This window comes from Ruegeria sp. N10, from assembly GCF_056531545.1.
In genome coordinates, this window is sequence record NZ_JBQFLY010000002.1 from 287,119 (window position 1) to 302,716 (window position 15,598).

Genomic DNA, 15,598 nt, shown 5'->3' on the forward strand with positions numbered 1-15,598 from the left:
ATTTTTTTGTATACAAGTTGTATTTTTTAGAAATACAAAAATACGACCACCGCGATTCGGACACGGCAGCCAGAGGACATAGTGAGGCCAAAGGATGAAAGACGAAGCCAAGTCGCGCAAAAATGCGCTCAGAGAACACCTGAAGATGTCCATCCTGACGCTGCGCCTTGGTCCAGGTGACGATCTGGATGAGGCGCATTTGTCCGATGAATTCGGCCTGTCGCGCACGCCTCTGCGCGAGGTGTTTCGTCAACTGGCAGGCGAAGGCTATCTGGATCTGCGAAAAAACCGCAGCGCCCGTGTTTCGGAAATGTCCTACACCACACTGCGCGATTTCTTCCTTGCCGCGCCGATGGTCTACGGGGCCATCCTGCGTCTGGCGGCAGTGAACGCGACTAACGCGCAAATCGAAGAATTGAAAGCGGCTCAGCACGCGTTCAAAGCTGCCCTTCGTTCAGGGTCGGTCGAGGATCGCGCACTTGCCAACAACCGTTTTCATGACGTGACCGGAGAGATGTCCGGCAATGTCTACCTGCTTCCGTCATTCAACCGGCTGCTGATCGATCATGCACGGATTGGCATGACGTTTTATCGGCCGCAGACAGTTGAAATGTCGGAAAACCTATCGCTGGCCAGCCAACAGCATGACGCGATCATCGCAGCCATCAAGGCACGCGATGAAGCTGCGGCGGCGAAACTGGCCGAGGATCACTGGAACCTGTCCCGGGATCAGATCGGGATGTTCGTGATGCCTGACGCACTGGATGTCGCAATGGGTATCCCGCCACTTTCGAAGCCCGCATGAGGACGAAATGAACCCGATTTTCAAGTTCGAAGGAATTTATACTCCTGTGGTCACCCCCTATCACGACGATGGCAGCGTGAACTGGGACACCCTGTCCGACGTGATCGAATACCTGATCGAAAATGGTGTGCACGGCCTGATTTCCGGCGGATCCACGGGTGAGAATTATGCCCAGACCGTGCCGGAGCGGCTGGAACTGGCCAAATTCACGCATAAGCAACTGAAAGGGCGGTTGCCCTTGGTCGTTGGCACGGGCGCGATGCTGACTTTGGACTCGATTGCACTGGCCGCTGGCGCGCGCGATATCGGCGCGGACGCCATCCTGTTGGCCAGCCCGCCCTACTCGGTGCCGACGGATCGCGAAAACGCGCTGAATGCACTGGCCATCGACAAGGCCGCCGACCTGCCGGTGATGCTGTACAACTATCCGCACCGTACCGGCACAATGATGGGAGAAGAGTTCCTTGACCGCGTAGGTCGTAGCCGAAATTTCTGCGGCATCAAGGAAAGCTCGGGCGATATCAACCGGGTGCATCTGTTGGCCCGGGATTATCCGCATATCCAGCTGGGCTGTGGCATGGACGATCAGGCACTGGAGTTTTTCGCCTGGGGCGCACCATTCTGGGTCTGCGGCGGTTCGAACTTCCTGCCAGCGGAACATGTGGCGCTGTATCAGGCCTGCGTGATCGAAGGCAACTTTGCCAAGGGGCGTCGGATCATGTCAGCGATGATGCCGCTGATGCGGGTGCTGGAACAGGGCGGCAAGTTTATCCAGACCATCAAGCATGGCGTCACCATGAACGGGATCGACGCGGGTATCATGCGGCCTCCGCTGAAGGGCCTGAACAAAGATGACAAGCGCGCGCTAGAACAGGTGACGCGCGTGCTGAGAAAGACAATCGCCGACATCGTGGCTGAGGGGTGACAAACATGGATCTGCTGACACAGGACGAGTACAAATCCATCGCCGCAGGTCTGAGCCTGCCGACAGGCGCCTTTATCGACGGCGCGTTTCGTCCGGCGGTTTCGGGCCAGACCTTTGCGACAGAGAACCCTGCAACCGGTGAAATGCTGGCCGATATCGCATCCTGTGGCGCGGAGGATGTGGACTTTGCCGTCAAGAAAGCTCGTGAGGCGTTCGACGATGGCCGCTGGTCCAAACTGCACCCCGCCGAGCGCAAGGATGTGCTGATCCGGCTGGCCAAACTGATGGCTCGCAGCGCCCGTGAACTGGCGGTAATGGAGAGTATCGACAGCGGCAAGACCATCTACGACTGCGAAACTGTTGATGTGCCCGAGACAATCCACTGCCTGAAGTGGCACGCCGAGGCGATTGACAAGATTTACGATCAGGTTTCACCCGCCAGCGACGATCACATCGCCATGGTGGTGCGCGAGCCAATCGGCGTTGTAGGGTTGGTTCTGCCGTGGAACTTTCCGCTGCTGATGTTGGCATGGAAGATCGGGCCAGCGCTGGCGGCAGGCTGTTCTGTTGTTGTAAAACCGGCGATGGAAACCACTTTGACGACCCTGCGCCTTGCCGAATTGGCGATGCAGGCCGGCTTGCCACGCGGAGTATTGAACATTGTTCCCGGTGGAGGGGCCGAGGTGGGCGAACCCATTGGGCGGCATATGGATATCGACATGGTATCCTTCACAGGCTCGACCGTGACCGGCAAACGTTTTCTGACCTATTCGGCGGAAAGCAACGCCAAAGAGGTGGTGTTGGAGATGGGGGGCAAGAACCCTGCTATCGTCATGGAGGATGCCGAAAACCTCGACCGGGTGGCGGCGCATATCGTCAATGGCGCATTCTGGAACATGGGGGAGAACTGCTCGGCCTCGTCACGTCTGATCGTGCATAAGAAAGTGAAGGCCGAGCTGCTGGAGCGCATCGCGCATCACGTCAAACAATGGAACACCGGCGACCCGCTCGACCCCGAAACCCGCATGGGCGCACTGGTGAGCGAAGACCACTACACCAAGGTTTGTGGCTATCTGGATCAGGCCGAGAACGTGGTGATCGGTGGCAAAGCGGACAACGGGTTTGTCGAGGCCACCCTGGTCGAAGTGCCCGGCAACGACGCTGCATTGGCGCGCGAGGAGATCTTTGGCCCTGTCTTGTCGGTAATTGAAGTCTCGGGCTTTGATGAAGCGATCCAGATCGCGAACGACACCGACTATGGCTTATGCGCCTCAATCTTCACGGCCAATGTCAAACGCGCCATACGTGGTGCGCGGATGATCCGCGCAGGCACCGTGACGGTGAACAGCTTCGGCGAAGGTGACATCACGACACCTTTCGGTGGTTACAAGCAGTCGGGTTTTGGGGGTCGCGATAACTCGATCCACGCGCATGACCAGTACACCCAGTTGAAAACCATCTGGATCGATCTGGCCGATGACGCGGATGAGGCCGTCGATTGAGTCGACATGACGCAAAAAGGCTACCCCGGCAGACAGGCCCGTCGGGTTGGAATGCGATTCTGCCGCCCCAAACACCTCTGGCGGTGCTGGAACGGAACCTGACCGCAGATATCACAATAGTTGGCGGTGGGTTTGCCGGGCTCAGCGCGGCGCGGCGGCTGCATCAATTGGATCCTTCCCTGAAAATCGTTCTGCTGGAAGCCGGCCGCTTCGCGGACAGCTCGGCAGGCCGAAATTCCGGGTTTATGATCGACCTGCCCCATGACTTGGCCTCGGACAACTACGCAGGCAAGGGATCAGAGGCAGATCGCGCCACCATTGCGCTGAACCGCAAGGCCATTGCCTTTGCGACCGAAGTGGCCTCCGATTGCGGGCTGCCACAGGAAATGTTCGACCCTTGCGGCAAATACAATGCCGCCGCCACCAAAGCGGGCGACGCGCAAAACCGCGCCTTTGCCGCGCACCTGACCAAACTGGGCGAGCCGCATAAGCTTTTAGATCAGCAGCAGATGCAAGAGGTCACGGGCAGCCCGCACTATACCTCGGGACTTTATGCGCCGGGGACAGTGATGATTCAGCCTGCGGCTTATGTGCGTGCGCTATCCGCCCGTCTGGCCGGGCAGATCGAAGTGTTCGAGCATTCACCCGTCACCGGTTTGGAACAACAAGGCGCAGGCTGGGTGGTCAGCACCAACAAGGCCAAGGTGAGCACCGGGCGGATAATTCTGGCCAATAACGGCCACCTGGAGAGCTTTGGGTTCTACCAGCGGCAATTGATGCACATTTGCCTTTACGCCTCGCTCACAGCCCCGCTGAACGAGGCGCAGATCAAGACACTAAGCGGGAAGTCGCGCTGGTCGGTGACGCCAGCGAACCCGATGGGGACGTCAGTACGGCGCATTTCCGGCAGCTATGGGGATCGCATCCTGATCCGCACCTGCTCCAGCTTTCATCCAACAATCGAGACCAGTCCAATGCGCCTGCGCAATGCAGGCTGGGTGCATGACCGAAAGTTTAGGGAACGCTTCCCGCATCTGCCGGATGTGCAGATGGAACATCGCTGGGCCGGGATGCTTTGCCTCAGCCGCAATGGATCGGCTGCGTTCGGCGAGCTTGAGGACGGTGTCTACTCAGCCTGTTGTCAGAACGGTCTGGGCATTGCACGGGGAACACTGCAAGGCATGGGCATCGCTGAACTGTTGTTGGACCAGCAGTCTGACATCGCCGATCATTTTCTGGCGCAACCGGACTTGCCGCGTTTGCCGCCCGAGCCATTCGCCTCGCTTGCCGCCAACAGCTATCTAATCTGGAAAGAGTGGCGGTCCGGTAAGGAATGAACTTGACCGTCAGTAAGTCTGGTTCAACTCATCTGCTGCCGGAATTTCCCTCTCACGGCGGGCGATATAGTCCAGAAGGGCGTCGTTCTTGGCCTCGTCCAACTTTGGTTCCTGATACTCGGCTAAAAGCTTCCTCGCGTATTTCAGAGCGCGTTCGGTGATTTCAACTTCACCTTCCGCCACCCATTGTTCGATCGAGTTGTTGTCAAACAGTTCGGGCATGAAAAAAGCCGTCTGAAAATTCTCCTGGGTGTGCGGATGCCCCAAATAGTGCCCGCCGGGACCCACATCCGGAATTGCGGCCAAGCCTTCGTCAAAATCATGCCATTTAGGCCCCTCCGCCATCCGATAGGCCATCGCGCATTGTTCCGCGTCCACAACAAACTTGGCGACCGAACAATGCATCCCCGCCTCGTTCCAGCCTGCCGAATGCCAGATGTAGTGGGCCCCTGCATGCAGAACAGCGCCCAGAGTTGTGGCGGATTCGTACCCGGCCTGCGCGTCAAACGTCTTGGCCCCGCCCAGCGTGTTCGAGGTGCGCCATGGCACATCGTAAAAGCGCGCCATCTGACCAATCATGAAATTCATCAGACTGATTTCAGGCGTCCCTGCCATCGGCGCACCGGATTTCATCGAAACGGTTGACAGATAATGCCCCCAAATCGCCGGACAGCCCTTGCGGATCACCTGCGTATAAGCCAGTGCCGAAAGCGCCTCGGCGGTTAGCTGTGCCACGGTTGCGGGTACCGATGCGGGCGTATTGGCACCGCCCAGAACGAAGGGCGAGCACAAAACCGGCTGATTCCGGCGGCAGAAGGCGCGCATTGCACCCAGCATGGTTTCATCCCAGACCAGCGGGCTGTTGCCATTGCAGTTGCCCGTTGTAACCGGGTGGTCATCAATGAACCCTTGGCCGAAAAGGATATCGCACATGTCCATCACGTCTTCGGCATTCCGGGGCGAGGTGGTCATGCCCATGAACGTTTTGTCCGAGTATTTCATCGACGAATAAGTGATGCGCAGGTGCCGCTGGCTGATCGGGTGATCGTAAGGTTCGACGATATGATGGGCCGAACTGTGCAGTGCGGGCATCATGTGCGACAGTTTATGAAACATCGCCAGATCGTCCAGCGTCGGGTTCCGGCGCACGTCGTCAAGATCACGCAGAAACGGCGCGCCGGTCATCGGCACGAAGATCGAGTGCTTGCCGCCGAGAGCGAGGTTCTTTTGCGGATCGCGTGCGTGATAGGTGAATTGCGCCGGAATGGTCGCGATCAGCTCACGCACCATGTTGCGGTCCAGAAAGACCAGCTCTCCGTCAACCTTCGCGCCCGTTTTCTTCCAGTCTTCCACTGCGGTCGGGTCGCGAAACTGGACACCAACGTTCTCCAGAATATTCATGGCGGCCTTGTCGATAAGCTCAACCTGGCTTCCGTTCATAACTTCGCAATGCGGGATGCCGCGGGTCAAACCCGGCAGCATGTCGAAGTTCGGCGCGGTGCGAAGAGCGCGGCGCGCGGAACGCCCACCGGCACGTGCAAGAGTACGGGTCGACAAGGGGCAATCCTCCTGTTTTGAATCAGACTGACGGAAATACGCCGCGTTCACCTCTCCGATTGCGATATGTGTTTGCAGGAAGCGACACCGCCCTGATGACGGTTTTTCGCCGCGCCTGTTCACGTAAGGTCGTTCAGTCATTTTATCTTGTGTGACCTACTTCACTGCCAATCACGTGCAGACATCTGCAACAGATATCCATAAAGTTGTTTCAGGAGGGGCGCTTCAATGCACCACGCGACAGAGATGCTGATCATCGGTGCCGGGTTCTCAGGGCTGACGATGGCGCTTGAGGCACGCAAACACGGCATCAAAGATATCGCCATTCTGGAAAAGGCCGAAGATATCGGTGGCACGTGGCGCGAGAACACCTATCCTGGCGTCGCCTGCGATGTGCCTTCACATCTGTATTCCATGGCGACCCACCCTAATCCGTACTGGAGTCGCGCCTATGCCGGTGGCGCAGAGATACAGGAATATCTGCAAAATGTCGCGCATCAGGAAGGATTGTATAATCTTTGCCATTTTGGGCAGGAGTTGAAATCGGCGAGATGGGATGGCACGCATTGGCAGGTTGAAACCACGGATGGCCAGATCTGGTCAGCCAAGTTTCTGGTCTCGGCCATTGGCGCGCTGCATCATCCCAGCATTCCGGATATTCCCGGCACCGACAGCTTTCCCGGCCCCTGTTTTCATTCGGCCAAATGGGATCACACCGTCGATCTGACCGGAAAGCATGTGGCAGTTGTCGGCACCGGGGCGTCAGCCGTTCAGTTCGTGCCAGAGATTGCCAAGATTGCGCGCCACGTCACCGTTTTTCAGCGCAGCGCGCCTTACGTTATGCCGCGCCCTGACGGCCCGATCGCGCCATGGGTGCGCAAACTTTATGCCTACCTTCCCCTGCTTCCCCGCATCCGGCGCAAACTGATTTTCATGTTCTTCGAGTTCCGTCACCGCGTGTTCAGGGGCGAGGAACGCGCGATGAACTTTGCCCTAAAAATGTGGCGCAAGTCACTGGAAGGCGCGATTGCCGACCCAGAAGAACGGCGCATTCTGACCCCGGACTATCGAATTGGGTGCAAACGCATTCTCAGTTCAAATGACTGGTACCCGGCGCTGGCCCGCGACAATGTCAGCGTCATTCCGCACGGCGTAGCCAGTATCGATGGCAACAGCATCCTCGCGTCAGATGGCACCAGGGCAGAGGCAGACGCGCTGATCTGGGGCACCGGGTTTCAGGTCACCAATGTCGTAGAGAGGTTGAATATTACTGGCACAGATGGGCTAACGCTGCGGTCGGCCTGGACAAACGGGATGTCTGCTCATCTGGGCACAGCGATAGCCGGTTTTCCCAACTTTTTTATCCTTCTGGGGCCTCACACCGGATTGGGGCACAATTCGGTTGTGTTGATGATCGAAGCTCAGGTCGGGCATATCGGCCGGGTTCTGAGCGAGATGCAGCACAAGGAACTGTCGGTGATCGCCCCCGATGCGGCGAAACAGGCGGCCTTTACACGGGAAATGCAGGACCGCCACGCAGACAGTGTCTGGCAGACCGGAGGCTGCACATCCTGGTACATTGATGCGGACGGGCAAAACACGACGCTTTGGCCCGGAACAGTTGCCGAGTTTCAGAAACGCATGTCACAATCGGGATTGGAGCAATACATCCCTATTAGGACCGGAGACAGCTAGATGACAGTTTTTCTTAGCCTGGTTGCGGCCTTTGCCGTCTTTCTTCTGGCCATGGCCCTGTGGACCCGGCGTATAACCCGTCAGGGGCTAAAAACCGTGCCGCAGATGGGCCAGATCGTGCCCGTGCAGGGCGGCAGCATCCACTATGTGGAAAAGGGCAATCCGGACGCGCAGACGGTTATCCTGATTCATGGTCTGGCTGGGCAGTTACAGCATTTTACCTTCGCGTTGGCAGATCAACTGGCCGAGGATTTCCACGTCATCGCGCTGGATCGCCCCGGTTGCGGATATTCAACCCGGGATACGGCAGAACTCGCACAATTGCCGCAGCAGGCCGCGATGATAGCTGAGTTTCTTGAAACCAAGGGTGTGGATCAGGTTGTGCTGGTGGGGCATTCTCTGGGCGGTGCGGTGTCGCTGGCGCTGGCTTTAGACCACCCCGAGCGGGTATCCGGCCTCGCTCTGCTGGCGCCACTGACGCACAGGCTGCCTGAAACACCGGTGATCTTCAAACCGCTCGAGATCCGGACCAAATGGCTGCGCAGCCTGATTGCCAACACGATTGCGGTTCCCATGGCCTCTAAAACAGCACCGCACAGTCTGGGTGTGGCATTTGACCCTGAAACCCCTCCAAATGACTTTCTGGACCGTGCTGGTGGTGCGCTAGGGCTGCGCCCGTCGGCCTTTGTCACGGCCTCGCAGGACGTTATCGGGTTGGATGCCAGCTGCGATGCGCTGGTGGCCAGATACCCCGAGCTGTCGGTCCCCGGCGGGATATTGTATGGCCGCCAGGACGCGCTTCTGTCGCCTGCCCTTCACGGACCGCCGATGGCCAAATATGGTATGAGCTATGAAGAGCTTGACGGTCTGGGTCATATGATCCTGATCACAGAACCGGAGATATGCGCCGCGTTTATCCGCAGGATGGCGGACGCCACGATATTCCGTCAGACGCCCTTGCAGGACCCGGTGACAGAGCCCGTGAAAGAATTCCCCGGTTAGGGCGATTTCCCTCTTGACCCTCCCCGGCCCCTCGCTTACATCGCCTCTCACTCACGGCGGAGTAGCTCAGTTGGTTAGAGCAGCGGAATCATAATCCGCGTGTCGGGGGTTCAAGTCCCTCCTCCGCTACCAAAATCCCCCGACCTTCGAACTAAAACATCACTTCTGGTTTCTCCTTGAATTTCAGCGCTCATCGATCCGGCCGAAGATCGAGATATGGTGCCGCGCGTGTAATTTCGACAGCGTCCTGTACCCCGCCCGTATTCAAGTGGATGTTCAGCTGGCCAGTCCCACTGAACCGCGCGAAATAGGCGAACTCGATCATGTTCAGCGCACCCATATCCTGACACTGAATGACATAGTCTGCCTGAAACTCCGAGTGACTCTCTGCCGTTGTGGAGCCTGTGACTGCGTTCGCCTCACCTTTCTGCTGTGTGATGCCGTATGTCAAAATCACATGGGCCGTCACCGTAGAGCACCCAGCTTCGGGCGGGGTTACGAACAGGTCTAGCGGGTCGGAAAGTTCTGACATTGCTATGGCCACACGCGTGCGGTTGTCATCGTTTTCAACCGGGGATTCAAACCCGACGATGTCCATGCTTGGCACCCTCAGCGCCAAGGCGAACCCGGTGTCCGAAAACACGATATTGATCTGGCCTGAACCATGGTGATGAGGCGTGGAAATCTGCGTTGCTTGCGCTGCAAGTGCCGCAGGAAACAGGAACAAGGCCAGAACCACGCGCTTCATGAACAACAAACCACCTAAAAAGAATCACTAGGATGATTTTAGCCCGAAACATGTACCGCACAATGTGATCCGCCGGATCAAGACCTCGTCAGATATGGGGAGGGTGACCACCGGGCCAGCAACTCCATTTCCCGATAAAAAAACTCAGATTGACAATGTTGACTTTTTAACTCAGTTATTTCAGCGAAAGCCGCCGCGGGAAAAAACCCGCCTGATCTGACAGTTCTGACAAGAAAGTAATGACCTCAATGACCAAGTTGTTTGCAACAGCCAGCGCTTTGACATTTGCGACAGCCACTTTTGCTTTTGCCGGGGATGTACCTGCAAAAGCGGATATTCTGGAAACCTATGCCGATATTGCCGAAGCCAAGTATGACGACAGCCTGATTGCGGCAAAGGCTTTGCGGGATGCAGTCGATGCGCTGATTGCCGAACCCTCGGGCGTGACTCTGACTGCGGCACGGGCAGCATGGGTTGCAGCGCGTGTGCCTTATCAACAGACCGAAGTTTATCGTTTTGGCAATGCAATCGTTGATGACTGGGAAGGCAAAGTAAACGGTTGGCCACTGGATGAAGGTCTGATTGACTACGTCGACGCGGCCTATGGTGGCGCGACGGATGAGAACGAATTTGCGGTTCTGAATGTCATCGCCAACCCCAGCTTCGAACTGTCGGGCGAAACCATTGACGCCAGCGAGATTACTCCGGAACTGCTGAGCGAAACCCTGCACGAAGCTGATGGTATCGAAGCCAATGTCGCGACCGGCTACCACGCTATCGAGTTCCTGCTGTGGGGTCAGGACATGAACGGCCACGGGGCCGGTGCAGGCAACCGTCCAGCCACTGATTATGCAAACGGCGATACCTGCACTGGTGGCAACTGCGACCGTCGTGCCCAGTATCTGAGCGCCGCAACCGACCTGCTGGTCAGCGATCTGACCTGGATGGCCGATCAGTGGAAACAAGGCGGCGCGGCGCGCACGGCGCTGATGGAAAATGAAACGGCGGGTGTCAGTGCGATCCTGACCGGTATGGGTTCACTGTCCTACGGTGAACAGGCGGGTGAGCGGATGCGTCTGGGCCTGATGCTGAACGACCCGGAAGAAGAGCATGATTGCTTTTCGGACAACACCCACAACAGCCATTACTACGATGGGCTGGGCGTTCAGAACGTCTATCTGGGCAGCTATACCCGCATCGATGGAACACCTGTATCGGGCGCATCACTGGCCGAATTGGTAAACGCAACAGACCCGGAACTGGACGCCGAGATGAAAGCGAAACTGGCCGTCACGATGCAAGCCCTTGGCAGGATCAAATCGACCGCGGAAGCAGGGTTTGCCTATGACCAAATGCTGGAACGCGGCAACGAAGGCGGTGAAACCCTGATCATGACCGGCGTCAACGGCCTGATCGACCAGACCAAGACAATCGAGCGCATCGTGACCGCACTGGAACTGGACCAGATTGAATTTGAAGGATCAGACAGTCTGGATAACCCCGACGCGGTATTCCACTAAACAAGAACGCGCGCCGGGGGCTTGCCTGCCCCCGATACACTCAACACGCTGACCCGCCAGCCCACTGAGCCACACAAACTCAAGCCAACATCCATGATTGTCTGCCACTGCACCAACATCTCGGACCACGACATCCGCGCCGCCATCGACTGGATGCGGACAGCCGACCCCCGAACCATCATCACCCCGGGCAAGGTTTACCGTGCTCTTGGAAAATCGGCGGATTGCGGCGGATGCATGCCTCTGTTTCTGGACACGATGCGGTCAAGCGATAATCTCGAAGTACCCATGCAACTCCGCGCCCTGCGCGCGGCAGTATCACAGGAGAGTGCAGATGAAGGGCGATCCAAAAGTCATCGAATATCTCAACAAATCTCTGCGGCATGAACTGACTGCTGTCAGCCAATACTGGCTGCACTACCGGTTGCAGGAAGACTGGGGACTTGGCCACATGGCCAAGAAAAGCCGCGAGGAAAGCATCGAAGAGATGGGCCACGCGGACATGCTAATCGAACGGATCATCTTTCTGGAAGGCCACCCCAACCTTCAGAAGCTAGACCCGCTTCGGATAGGTCAAACACCAAAGGAAACGCTGGAATGTGACCTTGCGGTCGAGATCGATGCACGGGCCTTGTACAAGGAAGCGCGCGAATACTGTCGGGATGCCGGCGACTATGTCTCGATGTCGCTGTTCGAGAAGTTGATGTCCGATGAAGAGGGTCATATCGACTTTCTCGAAACGCAGCTCGACCTCTATGAAAGGATCGGCGAAGCCAATTATGCGCAACTCAACGCATCGAAAATGGACGAAGGCGAATAGCTTTGTCGCCCTGTCGGTGGTCGCCTTTGCGGCCACCCCTTCCCTGTCAGCCGAACTGGTGGATCTGCATCTGAACGTCACCCCCCGCACTGACGATGAACGCGCCCGGATTGCCGTTGTCACGGCACCGCCCCAGGATTTCAGCGCACCGCAGCAATTTGAAGAACTGCCCGCCGGGGCCGCGACAGTTCGGGTTCGTACGGACGCGGATGCGTTCTCGCAACCCTCAGACAACTTGAGCTTTGAACAGGAGCTGAATTTCAAGGTCGGAAACGGGCTGTTCAAGAAGGTTTGGGTTTCGTCGCCCTCATCGACGCTCGCCTCTGACGGGTTGGGGCCGCTCTATAACGCGCGGTCATGCCAGCGCTGCCATATCAAGGATGGGCGCGGGCACACGCCAAACGGGCCCGATGACAACGCGGTTTCGATGTTCCTGCGGGTCTCGATCCCCGGCACGTCGGAATATGGCTATGCAGCGATCGAAGAATACATCGCCACTGTGCCCGAGCCTACCTATGGTGGGCAGATGCAGGATTTCGCACTGGCAGGTCATCCAGCGGAATACCGGCTGGACATCTCGTACGAAGAAATCCCGGTAGCGCTTTCTGACGGTGAAACCGCCTCACTGCGCCGCCCGACTTATCAGGCTGCCGGTCTGGGTTATGGTCCGCTGCACCCGGACGCGATGCTAAGCCCACGTATCGCGCCGCAGATGATCGGGCTTGGCCTGTTGGAAGCGATCCCGGTCGAAGACCTGCTCGCCAGGGCCGACCCCGACGATTTGGATGGGGACGGCATATCGGGTCGTCCGAATATCGTCTGGTCGGTCGAGTTTGACACCCCGATGATGGGCCGGTTCGGTCACAAGGCGGGGATGCCGACTGTGATGGAGCAATCGGCTGCTGCTTTTGCCGGGGATATCGGCATATCGAACCCGCTCTACCCTGCTCCGCACGGGGATTGCACCAATGTTCAGGTGAGCTGCATCAAAGCCCCGCACGGCGACGATGATGAGCGCGGCTTTGAGATCGATCATCAGGGTATGGACCTGGTCGCTTTCTACAGCCGCAATCTGGGCGTGCCGGGTCGCCGCGACGTGGACAACCCCAAGGTTTTGCGCGGGAAAGAGGTGTTTCACACGACCGGCTGCGCGTCATGCCACACACCGTCACATGTCACCCATCGGATGGAAGACCGGCCCGAGCACAGTTTTCAGTTGATCTGGCCCTACACCGACCTGTTGCTGCATGACCTTGGCGAAGGTCTGGCCGACAATCGCCCCGAGGCCCGAGCGACAGGCCGGGAATGGCGCACGCCGCCTTTGTGGGGCGTTGGCCTGACCGAACGCGTCTCGGGCCACACGGAGTTTCTGCATGACGGGCGGGCGCGCACCTTGCTAGAGGCGATCCTGTGGCATGGCGGTGAAGCGCAGGCTGCCCGCGATACAGTAGTGTGGATGCCCAAAGCAGACCGTGACGCCCTGATCAAATTTCTGGAGAGCCTGTGACCCATGCGTTTTCTTACCCTTGTTGCAGTGTTGTTGATGCCACTTGCCTCGCAGGCACAGGATCGCGCACCGGTCCTGATGGATGTGACTGAAACGCATATCCTGCCCCGGTTCGACACCCTTCCGGAAACGACCGGCGCGCTTGTCAGCGCATCATTGGTGGTGTGCGACCCGACCTCACCGGCACTGCGCGAGGCTTATGATGCGGCTTTTGACAGCTGGATTTCAGCCAGCCACCTGAGGTTCGGTCCGACTGAGGTCGATGATCGCGCTTTCGCCATGGCTTTCTGGCCCGACACGAAAGGGTTCACATCCAAAACTCTGTCCCAGCACATCGAGGCTCAGGATGATGCCGTGCAAAGTCCGGACGCCTATGCCGAAACGTCAATCGCAGGGCGCGGGTTCTTTGCCCTCGAACGGATGTTGTTCGATCCCACCTTCGCGGAACAGGGCAATGCCGAATATCGCTGCGCGCTGATCAGGGCGATCACGGCGGACATAGATGCCAATGCCCGGGCGATAGCGCAGGACTGGCACAGCTATGCCCCTAGCCTTACCCTACCCGGAGAGAACAGCCGCTATCGGACGCAGGACGAAGCGATGCAGGAATTGTTCAAGGCCCTGTCTACCGGTCTTGAGTTCACGGCTGACACTCGGCTGGGTCGCCCCATGGGGACAATCGACCGCCCCCGTCCGAACCGGGCCGAAGCGTGGCGGTCCGGGCGGTCTTTACGCCATGTGGAACTTTCACTGATATCCTTGCGGGATTTAGCCGCACGACTTTCTTTTGATCACCCCGAAATCGCGTCGGAACTGGATGCAGCGTTTGCACGTGCCATTCAGAACGCTCAATCCATTGACGATCCCTCGCTGGCCGGGGTTTCAGATCCCCAGGCCCGGTTCCGGATCGAGGCGCTTCAACAGTCGATCCACGATATCCGCACCATCGCCGTGACCAAGCTGGGTCCGACATTGGGGATCAGCGCAGGATTCAACTCGCTGGACGGAGATTAACCCATGACGTCACGCCGTCATTTTCTTGCCGGTCTTGCCGCGACCACGATTTCCCCGGTCCGCGGGTGGGCCTCGGCCGGTTCGCCTGATTTTCTTGCCGCAGGGCTGTTTCCCGACGGGTCCTTTCGACTTGCCGGGTTGAGCACATTGGGCGCGATCGTGTTCTCCGTGCCTCTACCCGGACGCGGACATGCGGCCGCTGCCCACCCGCACAAAGCTCTGGCGGTCGCGTTTGCCAGGCGTCCGGGCACCTTTGCCATCGTCATCGATTGCGCAACCGGCGCGCAGATTGCGCAACTAAAGGCCCCTGAAAGCCGACACTTCTATGGCCACGGCACATTCTCGGCAGATGGCGAGTATTTTTATGCCACCGAGAACGACTACGAAGCCGGGACAGGTATTATCAGTGTCTGGGACGCAGAAAGCTTTTCGCGTCTGGGTGAGTTTTCATCGGGCGGAATAGGCCCGCACGACATGCGCCTGATGCCCGACGGGGAAACGCTGGTGATTGCCAATGGCGGGATCGAAACGCACCCCGAAACCGGGCGCACAAAGCTGAACCTGCCGACGATGGCACCCAACCTGAGCTATCTCACCCTGTCGGGCAGGATCCAAGAGCAGGTGTCGTTACCTGACGAGCTTCACAAGAACTCGATCCGCCATCTGGCGGTGCGGAGCGACGGTCTGGTTGGCTTTGCCATGCAATGGCAGGGCAGCAAGTCCGAACACCCGCCCCTGTTGGGCCTGCATCGTCAGGGCGAAGCCCCGCGCCTGCTTGCCGCGCCGGATCACGAACAAAGCATGTTGCAGGGATACGCTGGCAGCATCGCATTTTCAGCCGACGCCGAGACGATCGCAATCACCTGTCCGCGCGGCAATGCGCTGCACCAGTTTGACACAACCAGTGGCACATTCATCGGCGCCTTCGCGCTTGAGGATGTCTGTGGGCTTGGGGCCGGTGCGAACGGGTTGGTCTTTACCACGGGAACAGGCGCCTTCGGGACATTGACGGGCGCGCGCCCAGCTGTTCGAACCCGCGCCGAATGCCAATGGGACAATCATCTGATCCCGATCCACCCGTCCGCGTAAAATTCGGAATCCCCAATCAGATAGTTTACACTTGGAAGAATCAAACTGCTGCCGTATTGGCGGGCGCGAAACTGGCA

General features: G+C 58.2%; 14 protein-coding genes and 1 tRNA gene. 13 read left to right on the forward strand and 2 right to left on the reverse strand.

Annotated elements, in window-relative coordinates:
• The first annotated feature begins 94 nt into the window (after nucleotides 1-94).
• The 4 genes from ACR0JI_RS04735 to ACR0JI_RS04750 are packed head-to-tail and all read left to right on the forward strand — an operon-like array spanning nucleotide 95 to nucleotide 4,569.
• The gene (locus ACR0JI_RS04735; RefSeq protein WP_480493700.1) at nucleotides 95-805 is read left to right on the forward strand and encodes a GntR family transcriptional regulator; all 711 of its coding nucleotides are present in this window, start codon (nucleotides 95-97) and stop codon (nucleotides 803-805) included.
• A gap of 7 nt (nucleotides 806-812) precedes the next feature.
• Nucleotides 813-1,730, forward strand: coding sequence for a dihydrodipicolinate synthase family protein (locus ACR0JI_RS04740; protein ID WP_480493698.1), 918 nt, complete (start codon nucleotides 813-815; stop codon nucleotides 1,728-1,730).
• A 5-nt stretch (nucleotides 1,731-1,735) separates the two neighbouring features.
• The gene (locus tag ACR0JI_RS04745) at nucleotides 1,736-3,232 is read left to right on the forward strand and encodes an aldehyde dehydrogenase (RefSeq protein WP_480493696.1); all 1,497 of its coding nucleotides are present in this window, start codon (nucleotides 1,736-1,738) and stop codon (nucleotides 3,230-3,232) included.
• Nucleotides 3,229-4,569 carry an NAD(P)/FAD-dependent oxidoreductase gene (locus tag ACR0JI_RS04750; protein WP_480493694.1) on the forward strand — a complete coding sequence of 447 codons (1,341 nt, stop codon included), beginning with the start codon at nucleotides 3,229-3,231 and terminating at the stop codon, nucleotides 4,567-4,569. The genes ACR0JI_RS04745 and ACR0JI_RS04750 overlap by 4 nt, the downstream gene beginning before the upstream one ends.
• Before the next feature lie 9 nt (nucleotides 4,570-4,578).
• Here ACR0JI_RS04750 and ACR0JI_RS04755 read toward each other — a convergent pair whose 3' ends face one another.
• A complete protein-coding gene (locus ACR0JI_RS04755; protein WP_480493692.1) occupies nucleotides 4,579-6,126 on the reverse strand; it encodes a trimethylamine methyltransferase family protein in 1,548 nt (515 codons plus the stop codon).
• A gap of 228 nt (nucleotides 6,127-6,354) precedes the next feature.
• Between ACR0JI_RS04755 and ACR0JI_RS04760 the strand changes: the two genes are divergently transcribed.
• The 3 genes from ACR0JI_RS04760 to ACR0JI_RS04770 all read left to right on the forward strand — a co-directional run bounded on the left by ACR0JI_RS04760 (nucleotide 6,355) and on the right by ACR0JI_RS04770 (nucleotide 8,955).
• Nucleotides 6,355-7,821 (forward strand): flavin-containing monooxygenase, encoded by a 1,467-nt coding sequence (locus tag ACR0JI_RS04760; protein WP_480475658.1) that lies wholly within the window; start codon nucleotides 6,355-6,357, stop codon nucleotides 7,819-7,821.
• The gene (locus ACR0JI_RS04765) at nucleotides 7,822-8,823 is read left to right on the forward strand and encodes an alpha/beta fold hydrolase (RefSeq protein WP_480475656.1); all 1,002 of its coding nucleotides are present in this window, start codon (nucleotides 7,822-7,824) and stop codon (nucleotides 8,821-8,823) included.
• 55 nt (nucleotides 8,824-8,878) lie between these two features.
• Nucleotides 8,879-8,955: transfer RNA gene (locus tag ACR0JI_RS04770), tRNA-Met, on the forward strand.
• A gap of 58 nt (nucleotides 8,956-9,013) precedes the next feature.
• Here ACR0JI_RS04770 and ACR0JI_RS04775 read toward each other — a convergent pair.
• Nucleotides 9,014-9,571, reverse strand: coding sequence for a ZrgA family zinc uptake protein (locus tag ACR0JI_RS04775; RefSeq protein WP_480475654.1), 558 nt, complete (start codon nucleotides 9,569-9,571; stop codon nucleotides 9,014-9,016).
• Between the two features lie 248 nt (nucleotides 9,572-9,819).
• Here ACR0JI_RS04775 and ACR0JI_RS04780 point away from each other — a divergent pair, with 248 nt between their 5' ends.
• From ACR0JI_RS04780 to ACR0JI_RS04805, 6 genes are all read left to right on the forward strand, one after another.
• On the forward strand, nucleotides 9,820-11,091 hold the full coding sequence (locus ACR0JI_RS04780) for an imelysin family protein (protein WP_480475652.1): 1,272 nt from the start codon (nucleotides 9,820-9,822) through the stop codon (nucleotides 11,089-11,091).
• A gap of 93 nt (nucleotides 11,092-11,184) precedes the next feature.
• Entirely contained in the window at nucleotides 11,185-11,478 is a 294-nt protein-coding gene (locus ACR0JI_RS04785; protein ID WP_480476910.1) for a (2Fe-2S)-binding protein, read from the forward strand.
• Nucleotides 11,426-11,911: a bacterioferritin gene (gene bfr / locus ACR0JI_RS04790; protein WP_480493690.1), complete on the forward strand. Its 486-nt coding sequence runs from the start codon at nucleotides 11,426-11,428 to the stop codon at nucleotides 11,909-11,911. Before ACR0JI_RS04785 ends, bfr begins: the two co-directional genes overlap by 53 nt.
• Nucleotides 11,871-13,418: a di-heme oxidoreductase family protein gene (locus ACR0JI_RS04795; protein ID WP_480493688.1), complete on the forward strand. Its 1,548-nt coding sequence runs from the start codon at nucleotides 11,871-11,873 to the stop codon at nucleotides 13,416-13,418. The genes bfr and ACR0JI_RS04795 overlap by 41 nt, the downstream gene beginning before the upstream one ends.
• Nucleotides 13,419-13,421: 3 nt before the next feature.
• Nucleotides 13,422-14,432, forward strand: coding sequence for an imelysin family protein (locus ACR0JI_RS04800; RefSeq protein WP_480493686.1), 1,011 nt, complete (start codon nucleotides 13,422-13,424; stop codon nucleotides 14,430-14,432).
• Nucleotides 14,433-14,435: 3 nt separating this feature from the next.
• On the forward strand, nucleotides 14,436-15,521 hold the full coding sequence (locus ACR0JI_RS04805) for a DUF1513 domain-containing protein (protein ID WP_480475646.1): 1,086 nt from the start codon (nucleotides 14,436-14,438) through the stop codon (nucleotides 15,519-15,521).
• Nucleotides 15,522-15,598 lie beyond the last annotated feature (77 nt).

Coding starts and splice junctions, on each gene's coding strand:
- ACR0JI_RS04735 (WP_480493700.1), top strand. CDS start 95: ATGAAAGACGAAGCCAAGTCGCGCAAAAATGCGCTCAGAGAACACCTG.
- ACR0JI_RS04740 (WP_480493698.1), top strand. CDS start 813: ATGAACCCGATTTTCAAGTTCGAAGGAATTTATACTCCTGTGGTCACC.
- ACR0JI_RS04745 (WP_480493696.1), top strand. CDS start 1,736: ATGGATCTGCTGACACAGGACGAGTACAAATCCATCGCCGCAGGTCTG.
- ACR0JI_RS04760 (WP_480475658.1), top strand. CDS start 6,355: ATGCACCACGCGACAGAGATGCTGATCATCGGTGCCGGGTTCTCAGGG.
- ACR0JI_RS04765 (WP_480475656.1), top strand. CDS start 7,822: ATGACAGTTTTTCTTAGCCTGGTTGCGGCCTTTGCCGTCTTTCTTCTG.
- ACR0JI_RS04775 (WP_480475654.1), bottom strand. CDS start 9,571: ATGAAGCGCGTGGTTCTGGCCTTGTTCCTGTTTCCTGCGGCACTTGCA.
- ACR0JI_RS04780 (WP_480475652.1), top strand. CDS start 9,820: ATGACCAAGTTGTTTGCAACAGCCAGCGCTTTGACATTTGCGACAGCC.
- ACR0JI_RS04785 (WP_480476910.1), top strand. CDS start 11,185: ATGATTGTCTGCCACTGCACCAACATCTCGGACCACGACATCCGCGCC.
- bfr (WP_480493690.1), top strand. CDS start 11,426: ATGAAGGGCGATCCAAAAGTCATCGAATATCTCAACAAATCTCTGCGG.
- ACR0JI_RS04795 (WP_480493688.1), top strand. CDS start 11,871: ATGCGCAACTCAACGCATCGAAAATGGACGAAGGCGAATAGCTTTGTC.
- ACR0JI_RS04800 (WP_480493686.1), top strand. CDS start 13,422: ATGCGTTTTCTTACCCTTGTTGCAGTGTTGTTGATGCCACTTGCCTCG.
- ACR0JI_RS04805 (WP_480475646.1), top strand. CDS start 14,436: ATGACGTCACGCCGTCATTTTCTTGCCGGTCTTGCCGCGACCACGATT.